Source organism: Acetivibrio cellulolyticus CD2, assembly GCF_000179595.2.
GTDB classification, from domain to species: domain Bacteria; phylum Bacillota; class Clostridia; order Acetivibrionales; family Acetivibrionaceae; genus Acetivibrio; species Acetivibrio cellulolyticus.
Genome location: NZ_JH556657.1, coordinates 332013 through 354664, shown reverse-complemented (window position 1 = coordinate 354664; position 22652 = coordinate 332013). Strand labels below are relative to the sequence as shown.

17 protein-coding genes are annotated in these 22652 nt (G+C 36.2%); 13 read left to right on the top strand and 4 right to left on the bottom strand.

Translation table 11 applies throughout. From position 1 onward, the window contains the following. Positions 1-282 precede the first annotated feature (282 nt). The 5 genes from ACECE_RS0213535 to ACECE_RS0213515 all read left to right on the top strand — a co-directional run bounded on the left by ACECE_RS0213535 (position 283) and on the right by ACECE_RS0213515 (position 8889). A complete protein-coding gene (locus ACECE_RS0213535; RefSeq protein ID WP_010248067.1) occupies positions 283-2622 on the top strand; it encodes a glycoside hydrolase family 9 protein in 2340 nt (779 codons plus the stop codon). Between the two features lie 26 nt (positions 2623-2648). Continuing rightward, a complete protein-coding gene (locus tag ACECE_RS0213530; protein WP_010248065.1) occupies positions 2649-5024 on the top strand; it encodes a tetratricopeptide repeat protein in 2376 nt (791 codons plus the stop codon). 391 nt (positions 5025-5415) lie between these two features. Then, a complete protein-coding gene (locus ACECE_RS27530; RefSeq protein WP_010248064.1) occupies positions 5416-6468 on the top strand; it encodes a dockerin type I repeat-containing protein in 1053 nt (350 codons plus the stop codon). Positions 6469-6644: 176 nt separating this feature from the next. Then, the gene (sigI, locus tag ACECE_RS0213520; RefSeq protein ID WP_040428536.1) at positions 6645-7379 is read left to right on the top strand and encodes an RNA polymerase sigma-I factor; all 735 of its coding nucleotides are present in this window, start codon (positions 6645-6647) and stop codon (positions 7377-7379) included. Position 7380: 1 nt separating this feature from the next. Next, positions 7381-8889, top strand: coding sequence for an anti-sigma-I factor RsgI family protein (locus tag ACECE_RS0213515; RefSeq protein ID WP_010248061.1), 1509 nt, complete (start codon positions 7381-7383; stop codon positions 8887-8889). Positions 8890-8976: 87 nt separating this feature from the next. Here ACECE_RS0213515 and ACECE_RS0213510 read toward each other — a convergent pair whose 3' ends face one another. The 4 genes from ACECE_RS0213510 to ACECE_RS0213495 form a co-directional block, all read right to left on the bottom strand. Next, the gene (locus tag ACECE_RS0213510) at positions 8977-9774 is read right to left on the bottom strand and encodes an ABC transporter permease (RefSeq protein WP_010248059.1); all 798 of its coding nucleotides are present in this window, start codon (positions 9772-9774) and stop codon (positions 8977-8979) included. 3 nt (positions 9775-9777) lie between these two features. Then, the gene (locus tag ACECE_RS0213505; protein ID WP_010248057.1) at positions 9778-10572 is read right to left on the bottom strand and encodes an ABC transporter permease; all 795 of its coding nucleotides are present in this window, start codon (positions 10570-10572) and stop codon (positions 9778-9780) included. Further along, positions 10569-11579 carry an ABC transporter ATP-binding protein gene (locus tag ACECE_RS0213500; RefSeq protein ID WP_010248056.1) on the bottom strand — a complete coding sequence of 337 codons (1011 nt, stop codon included), beginning with the start codon at positions 11577-11579 and terminating at the stop codon, positions 10569-10571. Before ACECE_RS0213500 ends, ACECE_RS0213505 begins: the two co-directional genes overlap by 4 nt. Positions 11580-11802: 223 nt before the next feature. Further along, positions 11803-13164, bottom strand: coding sequence for a DUF1015 domain-containing protein (locus tag ACECE_RS0213495; protein ID WP_010248054.1), 1362 nt, complete (start codon positions 13162-13164; stop codon positions 11803-11805). Positions 13165-13384: 220 nt separating this feature from the next. Between ACECE_RS0213495 and ACECE_RS0213490 the strand changes: the two genes are divergently transcribed. From ACECE_RS0213490 to ACECE_RS0213455, 8 genes are all read left to right on the top strand, one after another. Continuing rightward, a complete protein-coding gene (locus ACECE_RS0213490) occupies positions 13385-13918 on the top strand; it encodes a PRC-barrel domain-containing protein (protein WP_010248051.1) in 534 nt (177 codons plus the stop codon). A 50-nt stretch (positions 13919-13968) separates the two neighbouring features. Continuing rightward, entirely contained in the window at positions 13969-14151 is a 183-nt protein-coding gene (locus tag ACECE_RS0213485) for a hypothetical protein (protein ID WP_010248048.1), read from the top strand. A gap of 138 nt (positions 14152-14289) precedes the next feature. After that, on the top strand, positions 14290-15339 hold the full coding sequence (locus ACECE_RS0213480) for an AI-2E family transporter (RefSeq protein WP_010248043.1): 1050 nt from the start codon (positions 14290-14292) through the stop codon (positions 15337-15339). A gap of 145 nt (positions 15340-15484) precedes the next feature. Further along, entirely contained in the window at positions 15485-18124 is a 2640-nt protein-coding gene (gene alaS, locus ACECE_RS0213475) for an alanine--tRNA ligase (protein WP_010248040.1), read from the top strand. A 14-nt stretch (positions 18125-18138) separates the two neighbouring features. Next, the gene (locus ACECE_RS0213470) at positions 18139-18483 is read left to right on the top strand and encodes a histidine triad nucleotide-binding protein (protein ID WP_010248036.1); all 345 of its coding nucleotides are present in this window, start codon (positions 18139-18141) and stop codon (positions 18481-18483) included. A 282-nt stretch (positions 18484-18765) separates the two neighbouring features. After that, entirely contained in the window at positions 18766-20970 is a 2205-nt protein-coding gene (locus tag ACECE_RS0213465; RefSeq protein WP_010248033.1) for an S-layer homology domain-containing protein, read from the top strand. Positions 20971-21132: 162 nt separating this feature from the next. After that, on the top strand, positions 21133-21951 hold the full coding sequence (locus ACECE_RS0213460) for a CpsB/CapC family capsule biosynthesis tyrosine phosphatase (RefSeq protein ID WP_117385824.1): 819 nt from the start codon (positions 21133-21135) through the stop codon (positions 21949-21951). Positions 21952-22024: 73 nt separating this feature from the next. After that, the gene (locus ACECE_RS0213455; RefSeq protein WP_010248027.1) at positions 22025-22648 is read left to right on the top strand and encodes a hypothetical protein; all 624 of its coding nucleotides are present in this window, start codon (positions 22025-22027) and stop codon (positions 22646-22648) included. The last annotated feature ends 4 nt before the right edge of the window (positions 22649-22652 follow it).

Sequence of the window (22652 nt, the reverse complement as noted above, 5' to 3'; positions counted from 1 at the left end):
GCAAATATTTTTTTGAAATGGGACATATTGTATTACATTTTTATTTGTCTTATACTATATATTATAAAAAATAATAACGTATATAATAGTAAAACAAGCTCATATTCTTCAATCTACGCACTTTTACAGCGAATATTTTATCCTGCACTATTGAAAAATTCTATACTAAAAATCAACTTACTTACGAATTACTATTATATGAGCTTTACTGTTTTTTATATTACTTAATATATTTGATATAAACAAAATTTTAAATAAATAATATCAAGGGGAGCGAATTTTATGTCGTACAAAGTATTTTTTAAGAGGAGCTTGAGTGCGCTTCTTAGCAGTGTTTTTTTGATAAGTACAGTTTTTAGTAGTCCGGTTATAGTTAATGCCGAACCTGAGTACAATTTTGCCAAAGCACTTCAACTTTCCCTTTATTTCTATGATGCAAATAAATGTGGACCGGGCGTAACAGATGGACGTCTTGAATGGCGCGGTGATTGCCATGTGGATGATAAGGAAATACCTTTGATTCCTATGACCGAAAGCTTTAGAGGAACTAATCTGTCTCAAAGCTTCATTGACGAAAACAAGGCTATACTTGATCCGGATGGGAACGGCACTGTTGATTTGCGCGGGGGTATGCATGATGCAGGGGATCATGTTAAGTTTGGTCTTCCGCAGACTTATGCAGCATCTACACTTGGATGGGGGTTCAATGAGTTTAAAGATGCATATGTAGAAGTTGGAGAGGAAGCACATGTCAGAGATATTCTAAGATGGTTTAATGATTATTTTCTTAGATCTACATTCAGGGACGAAGATGGCAATGTTGTTGCTTTCTGCTATCAGGTGGGAGAAGGAGATGTAGACCATGACTACTGGAATCCACCTGAACTTCAAAATTTGAGAATGCTTAAGGACTTTGAAAGACCTGCATATTTTGCTACAGCTGAAAAGCCTGCAAGTGACCAATGTGCTGGTGCAGCAGCTTCACTTGCAGTTAATTATCTGAATTTTAAAGATGAGGACCCGGAATATGCTAAGGAGTGTCTTGATACAGCTATAGCTCTCTATGATTTTGCCAGAAAATATAGAGGACTTGGATATTCAGGCGGATTTTATACACCTTCCTATGACTACGATGAAATGTCATGGGTTGCAGTCTGGCTCAATATAGCAACTGGAAAACAAGAATACATAGATCATATTATAGCTACCGATGCAAGTGGTACATATACTGGATATATGCAAAGAATCATTGTTGACACCGGTAACGGTTGGCAAAATATTTGGACTCACTGCTGGGATACGGTATGGGGTGGAGTGTTTGCAAAACTTGCACCGATAACAAATACAGAAAGAGACTGGTATATTTTTAGGTGGAATCTGGAATACTGGTCTGGAATTGCACACGAAGAAACCAAGGACACCAATTTCCTTGCAACGACTCCGGCAGGATTCAGCATGCTAAATTCATATGGATCGGCAAGATACAATACTGCTGCCCAGCTTTGTGCGCTTGTATACAGAAAGTATACAGGACGTACTGATTTTTCTGATTGGGCAAAGGGCCAAATGGAATATATAATGGGAAACAATCCAATGAAAAGAGCATATATAGTAGGCTATGCGCCCGACGGTGCTTCACACCCGCACCACCGTGCATCGCATGGGTCTAAAACACTTAGTATGGATAATCCTGTAGATCAGGTACATACATTATGGGGTGCTCTTGTTGGTGGACCTGATGCGGATGATTTTCATAAGGATGTAACATCTGATTATATTTATAATGAAGTAGCTGTAGACTATAATGCAGCTTTTGTAGGGGCTTGTGCTGGTTTTTATACCTACTATGGTGAAGGGCAGAAGCCAGTACCAAATTTCCCGCCAAAAGAAACCAGGCCACAGGAATTTTTTGTGGAAGCTAAAGTCGAACAGGAAAATACCGAAAGAACACAGGTTACCCTTCGAATTCATAACGAGTCCGCGTATCCGCCTCATTATGAGACCCATATGAAGGCGCGCTATTACTTTAGTATAAGCGAGCTGCTAAGCGCAGGACAGTCCATTGATGACCTTCAAATGGAAATATACTATGATGAAAACGGAAAGAGTTTCGATGGAAATGCAAAATATTCAGGGCCTATTAAGTATGACGAAAGTGGTACATATTATGTTGAATTCGATTGGGAAGGAAAACAAATATATGCTGCCCGCGAATTACAATTTGCGCTTGTTGCAGCACAGGATAAAAATTTCAAGAGCCATTGGGATCCCACAAATGATTACAGCAGAAAAGGACTGGAAAAAGAATATACTACAACTACAAAAGTTCCGTTGTATGTTGATAACGTAAAAATGTTTGGAGAAGAACCGGTTCCCTTTGTTGTACCAACGCCAACGACTACAGCACCGGTTCTATATGGTGATTTAAATGGGGATACCAATATTAATTCAATAGATCTTGGCTTGCTGAGAAAATATCTTCTTGGATTTATTACTGAGTTTAATGTTCCGGAAAAGGCAGGGGATTTAAACGAAGATGGTTCGGTAAATTCTATTGACCTTGCATATCTTAGGATGCGTTTGCTAGGTATGATACCAGATTTCCCTGTTAATAAAAAGTAAAGACAACAAAGGAGAAAGTTCTTTAAATGAGTAAATTCTGTATAGATCAGAATATAAATAAACCTGTAGAATGTGATTTTGCATGCTTAATTGAAAGAGAAGATGCCCTTTCAAAGGTTCAAAACTTTGTTGATATGCTGACTGTGGAAAAGCGTGGTATACTTAGGGTTGTAGGTAATCGTGGTTCAGGTAGAACGCGTTTTTTGAATGAAATAGCCCAAAGATATGTTGAATCTGCTTTTGATTTGGGGTTTATTAATTCGGAAGAAAAAGTAAATACAGTGGATACGGAAAGTGAATTTTGGGTTATAGATACTGAAAAGGTTGATATCCTCAATTTTGAGAAGGATATTGTTAACAGGCTCTTGGAAAGTAAAAAAATGGGTTTTATTCTATTGATTGATAATGCATTGAGTATAGATAATACAGCCTTAAGTTTTCTGCGGAAGGTACTAGAAAGTGAAATGCCAGTTAATATTGGAGTGGTTTATTCAATTGAACCGGAGAATGTATTTGGCCTGGATTATATTGATGTTGAGTTGTACGATACTGTCTACATAAGTGAGTTATCGCCTAAAGGAGTGCAGCAGTGGATTAAAAGTATATTGGGTTGGGGATATGCTCCGAAATCTTTTCTTAAATGGTTATACAGTGAAACCAGAGGTTTGCCGAAGCTTTTACAGGAAAATGTAAGCTGCCTTTTGCAGAATGGTTTTTTAATCTACAATTCCGATTGCAACTGGACTGTTGTAGGTAACTTTTGTGAAATAGAAGCTGAAAATAAGAACGATGGGTTAAAAGAGAAAGTAAAGTATGAGCTGCCCGTTCCAAAGGTTGGAAACTTTCAGAGAGAATTAAGGTTGACAACCGGTATGGGACATTTCTGGGATACGTGGGAATATTGGAACGAAGGCCTAACCAGATTGAAAGAAATACTTGATAGGCAGGAAGCACTCCCTAAACTGGAAAATGTGAGGCTATTTTTATGGCTGGGACGATTGACTAATTTAAAGGGTGATCATGAGCAGGCTATTGCTATTTTAAATGATGGTTTAGAACTTTTTGAAAAATCCGGTGTCAGGGAGGGGGAAGCTGAAACACTGTACATGAAGGCTTTAGCAATAAGTATACAGGGAAGTTTGGCTAAAGTGTCAGTGTTGCTTCAAAAGAGTCTTTCGATTTATCGGGTTATCGATAATAAGCCCGGCATAGCCTATGTTCTTCAATATTTGGCTTTGGTTTATTACTACCAGGGGGAATATGAAAAAGCAGAACTATGCTCTGTTGAAAGCCTTGAGATATGCAGAGAGTTAAAGGATAAAAGCGGAATTTCAAGATCTCTGGTAAGGGCGGGAATGGTCGCCAGAGGAAAGGGAAACTTTGGACAGGCAATGAAAATGTTCAATGAACATCTTAAAATCTGCGAGGAACTCGACGATAAGGAAGGTATTTCAAATGCTCTGATAAATATTGCAGAGATGTCCAGGTCACAACAGAACTATAGCTTTGCAAGGGATTACTATGAGAGATGCCTTAAATTGGTACGTGAGATGGGATATAAGTCACTTATTGCACGTACTCTTAAAGACCTTGGGGAGATCGCCAGGTATGAAGGGGATTTTGATAAGGCAGGCCAGTTATTCCAAGAGAGTCTGGAAGTATTGGAAGAGTCTAAGGATAATGGTGAAATGATGTGGTTATATCGCAACATGGCAGAACTTGAGATGCAAAAACAGTGCTATTCATCGGCAAAGGAACTTTATTTTAAGGGCTTAAGAGTATTCCGCGGTAGCAGACAAATTACCCTGATTTATGCCTTGTTGGTATTTGAAGGCCTTGCAGAGATAGCATTTGCGCAGGAAGAGTTAATAATGGCAGCAAGACTTATAGGCGCTGCTGACAGATTATTTGAGGTTACAGGCAAACTTATTTCAAAAAATGATTTTGCCCAGTTCCATACCCGCCATTGGAAGATACAGGGCAAAATGAACAAGGAAGCCTTTGATGCGGCATGGAGTGAAGGCAATATTATGAGTTTTGAGCTGGCAATGGACTATGCGATGGAAGAAAAAGACGAGAAACTGGACAGTGATATGGCTGAAAAAATGATTAACTATATAAAGGGAAACTATAACAACGATATATCTCTCAATGATATATCAGAGTATTTTAATATGTCTCCATGCTATTTGAGCACAATGTTTAAACATTACACCGGAGAAAACTTTAAAGACTATTTGAATTTCTACAGGGTTAAAAAGGCCAAAGAGTATCTGAAAAATGGCAAGACGAAGATAGGTGTTGTCGCAAAAATGGTTGGATGTAACAGCATTAATACTTTTATACGAATATTTAAAAAATATGAGGGGATATCTCCCGGGCAATATGTAGAGAAGAATTAATTTTACAATTTTTTTCAAAAGAAATAGTGATGAATCGAAAATTTTGATTATGTAAAAGGATTTAGGGTTTCGATATAATGAAGCTTGAGTTATAAAACTATTACTACCCTTAAGATAAGTTTTTAGCTCATACTTCTTTTTCTCTTATTGAGACCTCTTTCTTCTAAGGAAGTTATGTGAAGAAAGGGGTTATTTATTTGAGAAATTAGTAGAAAAATTTTCAATAAATATATATAATAAAGATAAGATACACTTCTTCTCAGCGCTTATGTAAAAAACGCTTATTTTCTATGTACCAACCATCTTGATATTTTATATTAGCATAATGGTGTTTTTAATTCTTTAAGTTTATACTTTATTATTTAAAATATAAAGATGGAGGTATATGTAAATGGCAAAAAAACGGTCTTTGGCAATTATTATTGCAATGTTAGTGTGCTCGTTGCTTTCAACTACACCTTGTATGGCAGCTGTTACGGGGGATATTAATGGTGACGGGTATTTTAACTCAATTGACTTTGGTCTAATGAGAGTGTATTTGCTTTCAGGTTCAATACCTAACTACAGTGCGGCAGACGTTAATGGCGACAGTAATGCAAATTCTATTGATTTTGGGTATATGAGACAGTATCTTCTTGGAATTATTACTGTTTTCCCAAATGGAGGAACTCAAACTCCAACACCTACAAAAACACCTACAAGTACACCTACACAAACACCTACCAAAATACCTACACAAACACCTACCAAAATACCTACACAAACACCTCAACCGACTCAAAGCAACGGGTCATTTAATGACAGGTACTTTTCGGAAGGGACTTCCAAACAGGTAATGATACAAAAGGCTTCCGAATTGAGCGCGAGTCAGGTGAAAGCTTTGATTAAGCAGCACGTTGACGAGCACTACGATTTGTTGGCACAGCAATTTGGTTTTACTTCAAAAGATGATGTGTATGCGTTTTGTTTTGGATGGGCTACAAGAGAATCAACACTCAATGCAGAGCTGGAAACAGCGATAGCGGGTTGGGGAGAAAACTCGGCACATGCTTATGGACCTTTCCAAACAGCTGAAACTGCATTTAAGAACAACTATAAAGACTTTATGACAGAGTATGATGTTCCTGAAATGACTCAATTCGATTTGAATGAAAGTAATTTCTATGATGTAGGGATATCGATACATATGGGCATTAGGAAATTGGTTCATTTTTCAAAGGATGCAAAGGCAAAGGGATATAGCGGAAAGGATGTCTTGAGACGCAGTGTTCTCGCATTTAATACAGGTTGGGTTGAAGGTGCAAGCGAATCTTGGATTAATGAGTATTCTGATGAGATTGCGTCACTTGCAGGTTGGTACTTAAACGGACATTTAAGTGACGACCAGTGGACCTGGACAGGAGATTCCAGGGTTGACAGGTCAAATCCATGGAGCTGGTATTAAAAATAAATATTTATAAACAAGAACAAAGTGGATTTTCCACTTTGTTCTTGTTTTTTTATTCCATATTTTTAGATATAAGTTTATAATATAAAAAGATGTGCACTAAAATAATGAGCAGTTATCGAATTAATATCCTCGAAGGGAGCTTGATTTGTTTGAATGTCCGGAATATATTTATGCCTGCTAAGAAAAACATTAAAGATCGGACTGATGATACATTTATACTAACCTTACAAAATATAAAAGGTGGCAACAGAGTTTTAAGAAACGAATTTATTTCAAGTTATATACCGTTTATATTGAAAGTAACCTCAAAAACAATGGGGAAGTTTATTGATGTACAGAACAGTGATGAATATAGTATTGCAATGTCAGCATTTAATGAGTCGATTGACAGTTACAATTTTAGCAAAAACTATAATTTCTTTTTGTTTTCTGAGCAGGTTATAAAACGTCGACTTATTGACTTTTCAAGAAAGAACAGTAGGCAAAGGGAATTCCCCTTTTCATACTTTGAAGAAAACTATGATTTTAATGAAGAGCCATATTTAAATTCCTCAAATTTTAGTATGGAGGATATAGAGTCCAGAGAATCAATTACAGACTTCGTTAATAAACTAAGAGAGTTTGATATAACGCTTATGGATTTGACACAAAATATTCCCAAGCATAAGGATTCACGAAGGCTATGCATTAGGATAGCGAAAATTTTGGTGGAGGATGAGCGCTTATTCGAAAAACTAAAGAAAAATAAGAATATACCTAGAAATGAGCTTAGAAAGCAGATTGGGGTGCATAACAAGACTATTGGGAATAATAGAAAATACATTATAGCATTATGTTTGATTATGAGGGGAGATCTTCAGCTTTCACAGAAATATTTGCAGTATACCGATGAAGGGGGTAGGTAGCATGATTCGATTGGGGATAGTCTACGAGGTTCACAGTAACAAAGCAGTAGTACTGACGCCTGATAGTGAGTTTTTGGTAATAAAAAGAACTAGAGATATGTACGTTGGACAACAAGTTAAGTTTAATATACAAGATGTCCGGAAAACAACGAAGCCGATTTATAAATATGCTTCAATTGCGTCAAGTATTGCAGCGGTCTTTATTATGGTGTTTATGTTTTCCAGAGTTTCATTGTATGATAATTCATATGGATATATCAATGTTGATGTCAATCCAAGTATAGGATTTTCAGTTAACAAGGAATTTGAGGTTTTGAAAATAAAAGCTATAAATGATGATGCAGGGGACATTGTCAAGGAGCTTGATGCAGAAGGAAAGAATGTATATACTGTGATAACAGAATTTGTTGATAAGTCTGAGGCTCGTGGATTTATTAATCCTGAGGGAAATAACGTTATTCTTGTATCTGCTTCTGTAAATAACAAAAATAAAGAGTATTCAAAAAACAGTCATACTGAGAAGAAACTTGAGACATTTTTGCGTGACTTGAATAGAAAAATGAATGGTGAAAATGAAAAATATATAACTAGCAAGGTTATACAGGTTACACCGGAAGAGAGAAGAGAAGCTGAGAAAAACGACCTCTCCATGGGTAAATATTATTTGCTGGAAAAGGCAAAAGAGTGTGGAGTGGATTTATCTCTTGAGGAGATTAAAACGGAAAAGCTCAACACAAAAAAGATTTCAGAATTGTTTGCCGCCATTGATACAACAAATGGTGTTATTATAACCTCAGATGCTGCCATGAGTTTGCAGCAGAAAGATGTTGTTAATACTGCCAAGCCTGGAAATGAGCCGACAAAAGCAGCTGGGACAATAAACACACCTGCTGCACAAGCAACAAAACCATTGGCAAAGCCAACAACTAGTCCGAAACCTGTTGTATCTAAACCGACAGCTACTGGTAAAAATGTGGTCAAACCAACTGCTACGGCAATAAGCGGCAATTATGCAACGGGCAGTTTAAAGCTGCAGTTATATAGTGTACAAAAACAAGTTGATTCCCAAATTATAAGTTCGAAAATAAGAATTATTAATTCTGGAAAAGCGGATATTGACCTTGCAAAAGTAAAGGTAAGATATTATTTCACTAAAGAGGATTCTGCATCCAAGAAAGGAAAGTCTTCAAAACTGATCTCTTTGGTGTACGATTATGGTAAAGGAAGTATGAGTAATTTAAACTTTTATAGGCAAGAAAACCAAAAGGATGTAGTAATTAGTTTCCATGAGCTTTCAGGATCAGAAATGTATATGGAAATCAAATTTAACTCAGGTACTTTGAAAAAAGGTGAATATGCCTATATTTTGAGTGCTGTTAACAAAGAAGATTGGGGTAAATTTGATCAAAGTAATGACTACTCGTTTTTAGCTAAAGGATATAACTTTCAGGACTCTAAAAATATAACTGCATACATCTCAGATTCGCTGGTATGGGGTGCGGAACCTTAAGCAAATTTATAAAAGAGGTGCTTAAGAACTAACTGAGTAAGTTGGTCCTTAAGCACCTCTTTATGATATTAATGAAATTACGGTTGTTTATGAGCCTGTACCGGAATATCTGTTTATACCTTTATTCCATACCATGTATGCGATAATGAAAAGTATTATACCTATAAAAGGTGAGATAAAAATAAGGCTATTGTGTTCGAGTGGTCTTAAGAATATTTGCGAAGGATAATATGCAATAAAGCCTATAGGTATTATAAACGTAAACATAAATTTAAAGAATTTATTGAATATGGAAACGGGATATTTTGCAAAGCTGTGGAGTCTTAAGGTAAAACCTAACAATCCTGAGGCATCTGTTGCCCAAAAAGCTGTGGAACCGGCAATAACCAGAATGGACACCATTATTAGGGAAGCACCTAATAAAGTCAAAATCAGCAGTAAAATTTTAAGGACAGTCCAATTGAGGCCAAGGTGTGCAGAAGAATAGGCAAGTATAACTATACCCATTATCAGTTGGCTAAGTCCCTTAATATCGAATTCATCGGCCATATAATAGAACATTGAGTTTAATGGTTTAAAGTAGTATTTTATGAAATTGCCCTCCCTTAAATGGAATCCCAGGTTCCAAATGTGAATAAAAAACAGGTGACCTATTATATATGCAAGTTGGGAGTAACCATATATGAATATAAGCTCATAATAGTTCCAACCTTCGAGGAGTGGAATTGTTTTGAATAAAATCCAGAGAGTGAATATACCGGTAATATTCTCAAATATAACTCCAATAGAGCTTATAATGAAGTCGGCTCTAAATTGCATCCTTGCTTTAATAAACTGGGAAACAATCATAAAATATATTTTTGTATAAAAGCTAAGTGTTTTCATGTGCTAACCTCCATTAACCGTTACGACTTTTATCGCTTTTCTGAAAAATAACCTGCTCAAAGCAATTAATGCCACTATCCAAAACAATTGATTTGCAAAAAAGTATAGGTAGTCGGAAAATCCCAGGTCTCTTGAAAGCAAGATAGTCATAGGTGTATTATATATGGCCTGGAAGGGAAGAAATTCGACTACTCTTCTTACTGCTGCAGGGTAAAAGTTCAAAGGTATGGCAGCGCCAGACAGCAGTAATACTATGACATTTTTCGTATTTGCCAGCCCCCAGATTGACTCGGTATAAAAGGAGAAAAGCCCGATTATGTAATCGATGGCGAAAGTAATTAAAAACGAAAATATCACAGCCAGTACAAAAAATACTAAATTGATTCCAACTGGTATGTGTGAACCGGCAATGATAGAGATAATTACAATTGAGGGAACGGTTATTATTAAAAGGTTGTTGAAAGCAAATCCGATAACTCCCGCCAGGGTAAACAGCTGGTAGTCCATAGGCTTTGTAAGGTCTTTAATTATATTTCCGCTTAAGATATTTCTGCCAATATCATATTCTACAAACGTCTGAAAAAGACAGCCTATGGAGGCCGCTAATGCAAGGTAAAGGAATGTTTGCTCAAAGGTCATACCATTTAACGTACCATTGGAATTCTTGTAAATAGATGTCCACAAAAAGTACGTCAAAATTATGTATAGTATATTTCCTGCAATAGTAAAGTATAAATGCATCCTATAGACAAGTCCGCCAATAAAGCTGTTTTTACATATGCTAAGATACTTTTTCATTTTAACTCACCTTCATATATCTTTTTAATGATGCTTTCGGTCTTGATTTCTTCAATCTTGACATCCTTGACAGGATAGTTGCTCATAACAAAGTTGAGTACATTCATCAAGGTAACTTCGTCCTGATTAATTGTGACGCTCAACCAGCCATCATCCTGTTTTTCAACATGAATTGGACTTTTGCATGGAAAAGCTGCTCTTATCTTTTCTTCAAGGTCTTGAGGAGGAATCCCCATATCGATCTTGAGTGTCCTGTATGCCCCAAACATTTTGTTGATTTCTGAAAGCTCGTCATCGTATATTATGGAGCCTTTGTCGATAATGATTATACGTTTGCATAGGGCTTCAATGTCGCTTATGTCATGTGTTGTAAGCAGTATTGTGGTATTCTTTTGCTCATTTAATCCCTTTATTACAGTCCTGATTTTGCTCTTGATGGATACATCCAATCCAATTGTAGGTTCGTCAAGAAAGATAATTTTCGGATTGTGAAGGAAAGATGCAGCTATATCACAGAGCATTCTCTGTCCTAAAGACATAAATCTTACAGGAGTAGTGTAAAGGCTCTTCAAATTCACCAGTTCGTCAAATGTAGCCATATTTTCGTCGTATACCTTCTTGTCTATCCTGTATATTTCCTTGAGTATCTTGAAGGATTCAATAACGGGAAGCTCCCACCAAAGCTGGGTCCTTTGGCCGAATACAACTCCAATGTTTTGAACATATTTTTTTCTTTCTTTATATGGTATGTATCCGTTGATATTAATTTCACCGCCGGATGGCTCCAATACTCCTGTCATCATCTTTATGGTAGTTGATTTTCCTGCACCATTTGGTCCAACGAAGCCAATTGTCTCACCTTCAGCTATTTGCATTGATATTCCGTCTACAGCTTTTACTATTTTATAGTCCTGTGAGAAAAGATCCTTTGCGGCTCCAAGCAGACCTTCATGACGGTTTAGAACCTTAAAATGCTTGGTTAAGTTATTAATTTGAATTATATTCATAAGTAGACCCCCTGACCTGACAGTAGTTCGTGATTATAACGCATGACAGGAATTATTAGAAAATTTTTATAATTCTATCAGGCAATAATGTATGTGTCAATAAGCTTTTCGTCATTATTAACTATATAATTAAGTATATTTTTAAAAATACTAAAAAAACAGGGAGACTTTAGTTATAATAAAAATATAACTAAAGCTCCCTTGTAATTGACTTTGGGAAAATCTATTTTACAATTTTTCTGCATTCCAGATAAAATCTTTTTTCATCCGCTTCTCCCATGGAAAAAGTCTTTCTTGGGAGTACACCGTCAAGAATTACTGTTTTAAAAAGGTCATGCTTGCTCATCTTAGGAAGGAAGAAGCCAATGTTGCCTTTTTGGGTGCCAAGCTTTAAAACAACGTCTTCTCCGTGTATATAATCAAACTTAATATCTTTATTGGTCTTTAGGTACTCATCGAGGAAGCATTGAAGAGTGCCGACCTCCAAGTTGTGGGATGGGTTGGCAACTTCAATTACACCGAAGCCTTCGCTGGTGCAAAAGCCCACTGCGTGAGCGGATTTGTTTGATCTCATTGCTTGAAGCTCATTAAAGATTGATTCCATTGAATCCAATTTCTTGTAGGTACAATTTTCATTTCCAAGAAAGTTTACCATACTGTTTAAGAGATCGTCAGCATTAACATTGAACACAACCCTGTGTATCGGCTCGAAAGTAAGACCTTCGTCATGAACGTTAACAACTTCTACAAGAGCATATCTTGCAGGGTGGTTCTCAAGCTCCTGAGTGCAAAGGCCGCACTTTATAATTTCCCAGTGCCCTTTGGCAGAAGCAAGAGAATGGTTGCCATCTCCAACTGCAAAGAGCAGTACACCTTTGTCACTTCCAACAGAATACTTTTGGCTGAAATGTTCAGGATCAGCGAGTTTGTCAAGGGCTGAAAGTATATTGCCGACAGTTACTTCATCTTCAACTTTATAACCTTTGACGTGACCGCCTTTCATCATAAGATCAAAATCATAGACTTTTTCCAGAGAATCAGTCTTTTGTGCCAAAGGTTCAATTATAGATTTTTCAGGATCATCAATTAGTAGCATTACATGAGGAAGCTCTAAAGAAGCATTTTCTCTAATCTTGATTCTAGGAGGGAGTCTTTCGATTACGGTTCCTTCCGTTGCACGAATCAAGGTTTGTGAACCAGCTGCATAATCATACTTTTCAAGGTCAACGGCCATTATAAGACCTTTTCTTGAAGCTGTATGGGAAGTTTTTCTGTCCACATAAATGAAACATGGTCCATGGGCTTCCAGTATGTTTTCTTTAATGTATTTTTCCATGGAACTGTTAATTTGCTGAATTCTTTCCTCACTGTTCCCATTTTCCAGATAGACTTCAGGGAAAGTAAGTTTCAGGGTAGAAGGGTTGTCCCCTGCATTTTTTTCTACTTCAGTCCAGTATTCGGGTTCAGAGGTATACTGGTCACAAGCAACAACAGCCCATTTGGACATGTCAGTACCTTTTTGGGGAAGTAAAATAGTTGGTAAATTTACTCCGAGTTTTTCAAAAGATGGTTTTTCGTTATTCATAATTACACCAGCCTCACATATTACATAGGATATTTAAAATTTATTAAAAATAATAATATTTTACATTTTAATTATCTTTAAGTGCAAAAAACATAGCAACGAATCAATTTTATATGAATTTGAAATTTAAGTCAAACCGAAAGTTGTGTATTTTTTAATAGTAACAGTGAAATAATAATTCTAGACATAAACACATTAGTTTTTAAACGGAGAGATGTTTATGGAAAGATACAGTGAGGTTCTAGGATTGCCGGTAATTTGCATTGAGGATGGAAAAAAGGTTGGGGTTGTGAAAAATATAATTTTTTGCCCCAAGAAGAAAAGACTTTTGGCATTTTTGCTGGAGTGCAGAAGCTATGAGCTTAACAAAAAGGTTGTACTGGCAGAGGACATAATTAATCTTGGAACAGATGCAGTAATTATAAATGATATGAGCTCTTTGAAGAATTTAAGAAAAACTAAAAATGCTGATGATTTTATCGACAAGGGAGAAGTGATCGGCTTAAGGGTTTACTCAAAAGCAGGAAAAGATGTGGGTATAGTCAAAGATGTAGTATTTGACTATAAAAGCTGCACTATTGAAGGTGTTGAGATTTCGGACGGCTTGATCCAGGACCTTGTTAAGGGAAGAAATGTGCTTCCGCTGCTTGGAAAGGTTGAGTTTGGAGCGGATATCATTCTTGTAGACAATGAAGCTGTTGAAGAAATGACGGAAACGGGCAGAGGGCTTAAAAACATTATTGACGACATATAGCAGGATAATTGTATATACGAAACCATAAGCTGTAGGAAAGAGGTGAGATTATGAGAAATAACGGTTTTGCAAAAGGTATGATAATTGGAAGTATGTTGGGTGCTTCGGTTGGAATGGCTATGAATTCCGATGTTATGGGAAATAGATCAAGGAAAAGGATGAAAAGAAGAGGTTTAGACCTTATGAGAAAATCCGGGTCTATTATTGGCGATGTTATGAGCTTATTAAGATAATATACTTTTATTCTTTCGATACGCGAAAGGATGGAGTAAATACTTTCAAATCCTCATAAAGACTGGAGAAATCCAGTCTTTACTACATAACTCAGGGCAACAACTATATATAGATAAGACCGGAAGGGGTATGGCGGAATGCCTGGAAAAAGAAAAACGATACTTTATTCACTATTGTTTCTAATGTTGGCGGTTAGTGTTGCTTTTATCTACTATTACCGCGGCAAAATAGGCAAAGTTTTTATACCTTTTATTATGGCTATTGTTATTTCGTATTTGTTGCATCCATTGGTAATAAAGCTCGAAAATAAAAAAATCAAAAGATCTATAGGTATAATACTAATCTATTTGATTTTTGGAATCTCACTGGCTGTGTTGACGATTTTTGTAGTTCCACAACTTATAAACAACACAAGGGAGCTTATCAATATTCTTCCGGGTATTACCATGGAATATAGAAATAACTTTAATGGAATGGTTAATATTATTTCTGCAAGCAAGTGGCCGGATGATATTAAAAGCGCCATATTCAGGGAGATAAACAACGGTGCTCAAGTTGCAGAGAATACTATAATTGTTATGCTTAAGAATACACTTTCAGGGTTGATGAAAACGGTAAGTACAGCATTCGATCTTATCCTCTCCATGATTATTGCATATTACATTTTAAAGGATGCAGAGTATTTTAAAAATGTTTCGTTATCATTAGTTCCAAGAAAATGGAGGAACGGAATAATTGGAGCGTGCAGAGAAATTAACGGTGTTCTATCGAATTTTATACAGGGGCAAATACTGACAGCTTTGATTGTGGGTATTTTAGAGTCGATAGGGCTGATGATTGTGAGAGTAAAGTACCCTCTTATTCTGGGGATGATAGGTGGAATTGCAAACATAATTCCGTACTTTGGACCCTTTATCGGAGCTATTCCTGCGGTAGCAGTTGCGCTTATCGAATCACCAATGAAAGCAGTGTTGACTATTATTGTATTTGTAATAATTCAGCAGCTGGATAACGGATTTATATCACCTAAGATTATAGAGGGAAGGGTTGGACTCCATCCTGTCACAACAATACTTGCAGTGCTTATAGGAGGAGAATTTTTCGGAATAATCGGTATGCTGGTTTCAGTACCGATAGCTGCAATGATAAAAGTTATAGGGAAAAGAACTATTGAGTCGATAGTGTAGTTGCATCCAAAGTCCTTGACACTAAAAAAATACTCTTATATAATTTTACTGATAAATAAAGAAATTAAGAGAAACTCTCACCCACTATTTGTAAATCAGGTAGAGAGTTTTTAAATTTATAAAGTTTCAGGAGAGGAAGAATAAGATGCAGAAATTAGGGTTGAATGAATTAAGAGAAAGATATCTTAAGTTTTTTGAAGGTAAGGGACACTTGAGACTTCCAAGTTTTCCACTCGTACCTCAGAATGATCCAAGCCTTTTATTGATAAATTCAGGAATGGCACCTTTAAAGCCATATTTTACAGGCAAAGAAGAACCACCAAGAAGAAGAGTGGCAACTTGCCAGAAATGTATCAGAACTCCTGATATTGAGAACGTAGGTAAGACTGCCAGACATGGTACATTTTTTGAAATGCTTGGGAACTTTTCTTTCGGCGATTATTTCAAGAAAGAGGCAATACCATGGGCGTGGGAATTTATCACAGAAGATCTTAAAATGCCTGTAGACAAGCTTTGGGTTACAATATACGAGGATGATGATGAAGCTTTCGAAATATGGAATAAAGACGTAGGACTTCCGCCTGAGAGAATAGTGAGGATGGGAAAGAAGGATAATTTCTGGGAACACGGTACAGGTCCATGCGGCCCATGCTCTGAAATATATTATGACAGAGGTGTGGAAAGAGGCTGTGGCAAACCTGACTGTAAGGTTGGCTGTGAGTGTGACAGGTTTATTGAATTCTGGAATAATGTTTTCACACAGTTTAATAAAGATGAAGAAGGTAATTATACAAAACTTCCAAATCCGAATATAGATACAGGGATGGGGCTTGAAAGGTTGGCATGTATTTCCCAGGATGTGGAGAACCTCTTTGAAGTTGATACAGTAAGGAATGTACTTGAATATGTGTGTAAAACAGCAGATGTAAAGTACCATGAATCGGATAAAACGGATATTTCGATTAGGGTAATAACAGACCACATCAGAAGTACTACAATGATGGTTTCCGATGGTGTCATTCCATCCAATGAGGGAAGAGGATATGTATTAAGAAGACTTCTCAGAAGGGCTGCAAGACATGGGAAACTTTTGGGAATCAACAAGCCTTTCCTATACGATATTTCCATGATAGTTATAAATGAATCAAGAGAAGCATATCCTGAATTAGAGGAGAAAAGAGAATATATACAGAAGGTAATTAGAATCGAAGAAGAGAAATTTGATTTAACCATTGATCAGGGATTAATTATATTGAATAAATACATAGAAGAGACAAAGGCGAAAAATGCTGAAACAATAACCGGGACAATGGCTTATGAACTACACAGTACTTATGGATTCCCTATTGATCTTACCCGGGAAATATCAGAAGAAAATGGTCTTGCTATTGATGAAGAAGGTTTTAAGGCAAAGATGCTTGAACATAGGATTATTGGCAGGGAAGATTACCTCAGCAAGCAAAGCTCAGCATGGTCTGACGATATCTACTCAAGCCTTGACAAAAATTTGAAGTCACAATTCGTAGGATATTCGGAAAACGTTGCAGAAGCTAAAGTTTTATATATAATAAAGAATGATGAGGTTGTTCAAACAGCAAAAGAAGGGGAGTCGGTCACTGTTATACTTGATAAAACTCCATTCTATGCTGCAAGCGGTGGACAAGTAGGTGATGAAGGTTACATAGAAGGAAATGATGTCAGGATAAGAATAGAAGACTGTAAAAAGACTGACGATGGGAAGTATCTTCATACCGGAGTTGTGGAAAAGGGAACTCTTGAGACTGGTGCTGATGTAAAGGCATCTATAGATATAAGAAGAAGAACTTCCATTGCAAGAAACCATACAACAACACATCTTCTTCAAAAGGCATTGAGAAATGTATTGGGTACACATGTACACCAGGCTGGTTCATTAGTAGAACCTGACAGATTGAGATTTGACTTTGCACATTTTTCAGCTATGACTTCTGAAGAGATTGCAAAAGTTGAGAGTGAAGTTAACGAAAAGATACTTGAAAGCTTAATAGTGGATGTAAAGGAAATGCCGATTGACGAAGCTAAAAAATTGGGTGCTACTGCTCTCTTTGGTGAAAAGTACGGAAATATAGTAAGAGTTGTAAAGATAGCTGATTACAGTATGGAGTTTTGTGGTGGAACTCACCTTAAATCTACATCCCAGGCTGGGTTTGTAAAGATTTTAAGTGAAAGTGGAGTAGCAGCAGGAGTAAGAAGAATCGAAGCATTGACTGGTGAAGCTGCATTAGCTTATTTACATGAAAGAGAAAAACTTATAAATGAGGTTTCAAGTGCTCTAAAGAGCTCGCCTCAGGACAGCGTGAAAAGAATAGAAGCTATGGCGATTGAATTAAAGAGTGCCCAAAAGGAAATTGAACAACTTAGAAGCAAATTGGTAAGCGGTTCTCTGGATGAAGTATTTTCAAATGCTGTTGAGGTTAAAGGCGTAAAAGTAGTAAAGGCAAGGTTTGACCAACTGGATATGGAAGCATTGAGAAATACAGGCGACACAATTAGAAATAAAATGGGCTCTGGAGTAGTAGTTTTGGGAAGCGGATATGAAGGCAAGGTAAGTTTCGTAGTAATGGCAACGAAAGATGTTGTTGCAAAGGGAATACATTCAGGAAATATTATTAAGGAAGTGGCAAAGATCGCCGGAGGTGGCGGCGGCGGGAGACCTGATATGGCTCAGGCTGGAGGAAAGGATCTCTCAAAGATTGATGAAGCAATAGACTATTCAATAAAGGTTATTGAAGCTCAAATAAAATAGGAAGGTGAAACTACATGGAAAATTGTATTTTTTGCAAAATAATAAACAGGGAAATACCTTCAACAATTGTTTATGAAGATGATAAGGTACTGGCGTTTAAGGACATTAATCCTGTAGCGCCGGTGCACGTTTTGATAATTCCCAAGGTTCACATTAAGAATGTTATGGATCTTAATGAGCAAAATCTTGACATTCTAAAGGATATTCATCTGGCGGCAAAAAAGATTGCAGGCGAGATGGGAGTTGCTGACAAAGGCTTCAGGCTCATAACAAATTGCGGCGAAGAAGCGGGACAGACAGTGTTTCATCTACACTACCATTTAATAGGCGGCAAAGAACTAGGTCCAAAAATAATATAAACAAATGTCAAATTCTATTGAAATACTTTATGAGTTGTGCTACTATGTTATTAATTAATGTAATAGAAAAATGTATACATAATAGAAAAATAAAGAAATGATTTATATATAATTTTTAGCAAACGATATTTTCTTTTTGACTTCATTTGATCTACTTAATATTACATGCACAAAGTAACTTGAAGGAATTTTAGTTTACTGTGAAAGTAATGTGCTGTTGGCTTTTTAAGGGAGAAAGCAGCATGTTATTATATTATGTATTTTACCTAGGGGGGAATTTTAGTGAGTAAAAATGTAACAAAACTCTCGCGTAAGATTATGTGCTTGGTTTTGAGTACAGTACTGGTTTTTGGAATGATGTTTAGTGTGACATATGGTATGGGAACTGACATCGATCCAATGCAGAAAGTGATTCTTGAGGCGATTGATCTTGATGACAGTGCCAGAACTGATTTGGTTAATGTACTTAAAAGTGCAAACAGCAGCAACTATAAAGATTATGTTGATGAAGTTAGTGATATACTTCCGTTAAGCGATGAAGACATAACTGCAGCACTTAAATCTTTCGTAAATTATTCAAGTACATATAAGAGTAGTCTTTTATTAATAATTGAGAACTATGAATTGAGTGCTATCGACGCAGAGGAGTACACTTTATTTGGTTTTCAGCGTATAAGAAAGATAATTAACTTTGAAGTTACCGGTGATTACTATGATGACAGAGGTATTGAGTTGTTTGTCAGCATATTCGATAACTTGAAAACACTTACAGGAAAAGAAGCTTTTTATGATGATTCCAAAGATGTTTATAAATTAGATATAAAAGTAGAAACTACAACTGATTTAAAGAGTGAACTTAACAAACTTATAGGTATGATTCAATCTTTAAAACTTAGAGGTATAACTACTTTCGACGGTTTCGTTACTTATGTTGAGCAAGAAATAAATGCTCATTATAATATGGAAATATATAACTTCAAAAGGTTCTTAGTGAATCAGGATCTAGGATATAAAGGTGCTTTGAAAAAACCTACTATAGATGAACCAACTGTTAGTGCTATTCAAAAAATATACATTGAACTGATTTCACTTAGTAAGGCAGAAAGAGACATTTTTGCTAATGAAATACTTATGGCAATAAAGAATGGAGATATGGCAACTGCTAGAGAAAAGGCTCAGAAAATTTTTGGTTCAATGCCTAGCGAGGACATAAATGCAGCCTTGGCAGCTATTGCTTCTTATTCTGATGATAAAAGGGAATATATTAAATCTGCACTTTCTTTAATTCCTATTGATAACGAAGGGTATGATACAAGCGGTTTTAGTGACATTCATGAACGAATCAATTTTGCATTTACTGGTAACTATGACGATGAAAAGGGCTTCCTGTTTTTTGCCAAAATTCTTGGGACAATAAAAGGAATGTCAGGCGATGATTATTTTATATTTGATGATTCTTCGAATAAGTATAAAATAAATGTTGATTTATCTAAGAATGCAGTCTACACATTGTTTAAATCAAAGTTAGATATAGTTGTTAGATCTATGGATACACTAACTAAAAGAGGGATTTATTCATTTGATGATTATATAGCTGAATTTGAGGCGATCGTTAATGCGCATTCCAATGAACAGATATATAATTTTAAGAAGTTATTGGGTGATAAAAATCTAGGCTATGGTGGAAACTTACCTGATCCTAATGAAATAACTCAGACATTTACACCAACTGTAACACCAACATCAACTACAACCGCTAAAGTAACACCTACACAAACTTCTAAACCGACATCTACAGGAACTTCAATATCTACACCAACGCCAACACCTGCTGGAACATCAGCATCAAATCAAACATATAAACCTGCTGTAACACCAGTTGTAACTGAACCTAAGGTAACTGATGGACCTGCGGCAAATCCTTTCACTGATCTAACTGATACACATTGGGCAAAGGTTAGTATACTGGAACTTGCAGCAAAGAAAATAATAACAGGATATACTGATGGTACAGTTAAACCTGATAGACAGATTACAAGAGCAGAAATGGCTGTAGTTATTGCTAAAGCTATTGGACTTGAACCGGCAGCAACTCCGGGTCTTAAGTTTAAAGACAATAAAGATATTCCTTCATGGGCTGCTGGATATATCCAGGCTGCTGTTGAGAAGAATATAATCGTAGGTTATGAAGACAATACGTTTAGACCTTCAAATAAATTGACAAGAGAAGAAATGGTTGTAATGGTATTGAAGGCTTATTTGTACCAAGCTGTTGAATCTCCTGTACTAAACTTTACAGATAAGAAAGATATCGGAAGCTGGTCTGCAGGATATATTGCCAAGTCTGTAGAGTTGGGATATGTAGTAGGTTATCCCGATAACAGCTTTAAACCTAAAAAGGATGTAACTAGAGCAGAAGCTGCTAATGTTATTTCACAATGTATCAAGGGCTTGGAAAAGTCAGGAGAAAAGAAAGCTGGAGAATAACTTATAAAAGTGTATATTAAGTAATTAACAGCATTTCAAGTTATAAATATAGAAGCATTTAGTTTAATTAGGCAACTGGTTATATAACTAGTTGCCTAAAGTTATTTATTTAAGCTTTGCATTTTATACTGTCAGGAAGTATAATTATATTATTACTATATTATGTGCCTAAAGTTGAGGGAATGTATTTTGATAGTAGATATTCATTGTCATATACTCTATGGATTGGATGATGGACCACAGAGCTTAGAGCAGTCAATGGCTTTATGTAGAAAGCTTAATCAGAATGGTATAAAAAAGATTATTGCAACTCCACATTTTATCAGTGGTGATAGTTATTTTCCTGCTACAGAAGAGATAAAAGAAAGGGTAACACTCCTTCAAAAAGAAGTTGATAAAGAAGATCTTGATATTGAGATATTTTCTGGTATGGAAGTCTTTTCGTCTCATGATACTATCGAAAGAATAAGAAGAAAAGAAATTCTTTCATTAAATGATTCAAGATACATACTTATTGAGTTTCCATTTGAGATTATTCCAATGTATATATCGGATCTTTTGTTTGCTATGCAATTGGAAGGTTTCACTCCGATAGTAGCTCACCCTGAACGCTATTGCTCAAGTTATAGAAAAGGTAAACTCTTAAAGAAGCTGGTCGACAAAGGCATACTACTACAAATCAATTCAGGAAGCATAATGGGTTCTCATGGTAAAAGTGCGAAAAAAGCTGCTACAGAACTATTAAAGTCTGGAATGGTTCACCTTGTCGCTTCTGATTCTCATGGAGAAGATAGAATGTTGTCAAATGTTCGGGAAATAGAGAAAAAGATTTCCCAGATTTGTGGAGCAGAAAATACTGAAAGAATAATGCATTATAATCCTCAAAGGGTGCTTGATAATGAGGGTATATTGTCTATGTGTGCCGTAAAAAAACGTCTAGGAGTGACAGGATTATTGAGAAAATTACGTCTAAATATGTAAGATGCTACATTAAATGAATTGACAACATTATGCAAATAAATTAATATAGTTCTTGGGTTAAAGGAGTAATTAAATGAAAAAAGGGGTTGTTTTAATCCTTGCTGTACTGCTGACTGTATGTGCAGGTTTTTTAGTGCCTATCTTATTGAATAGAGATAGCACAACAAGAGATAATCCTGAGGGAGGACTATCAGAGACAAAAACACCGGTCAAATTAAGTACTCAAAGAGTTGATAATGAAGTTATAAATGAGGCTACTAGTGATGTTAGGCTTGAGACACCTTCGGTTTCAGCAAGTACCAAGTACACATCAGATGTATCTCTAGTGATTCCAACTCCATCTGCTACGCCGAAAACTACAGAAGTAGATAATGGTGTGGAATCGGCAGAGTCAGTTGTTACTGATGGAAAGGGTATTGAACCTACTCCTGCAAAAACAGAGAAAGCAACTTCAGGGAGTTGGGTTGATAGAAAGATAGAGGAACATAGAGATGAGATTGATCCTAATGACCTTGCAGATTTTAGAAGAATCTATTCATCAGTAAATATAGGTTATATTCAAGGACTAATGGATGATGGTCTTGATGATGAAGAGACGACACAACTCAAAGCGTACTTGAAAAATACGCTTGGTGGAGACTATGAACGCGCTAAAGAACTATTTTATGAGTATTCATATTTGTTATCTGAAGTTTAATTAA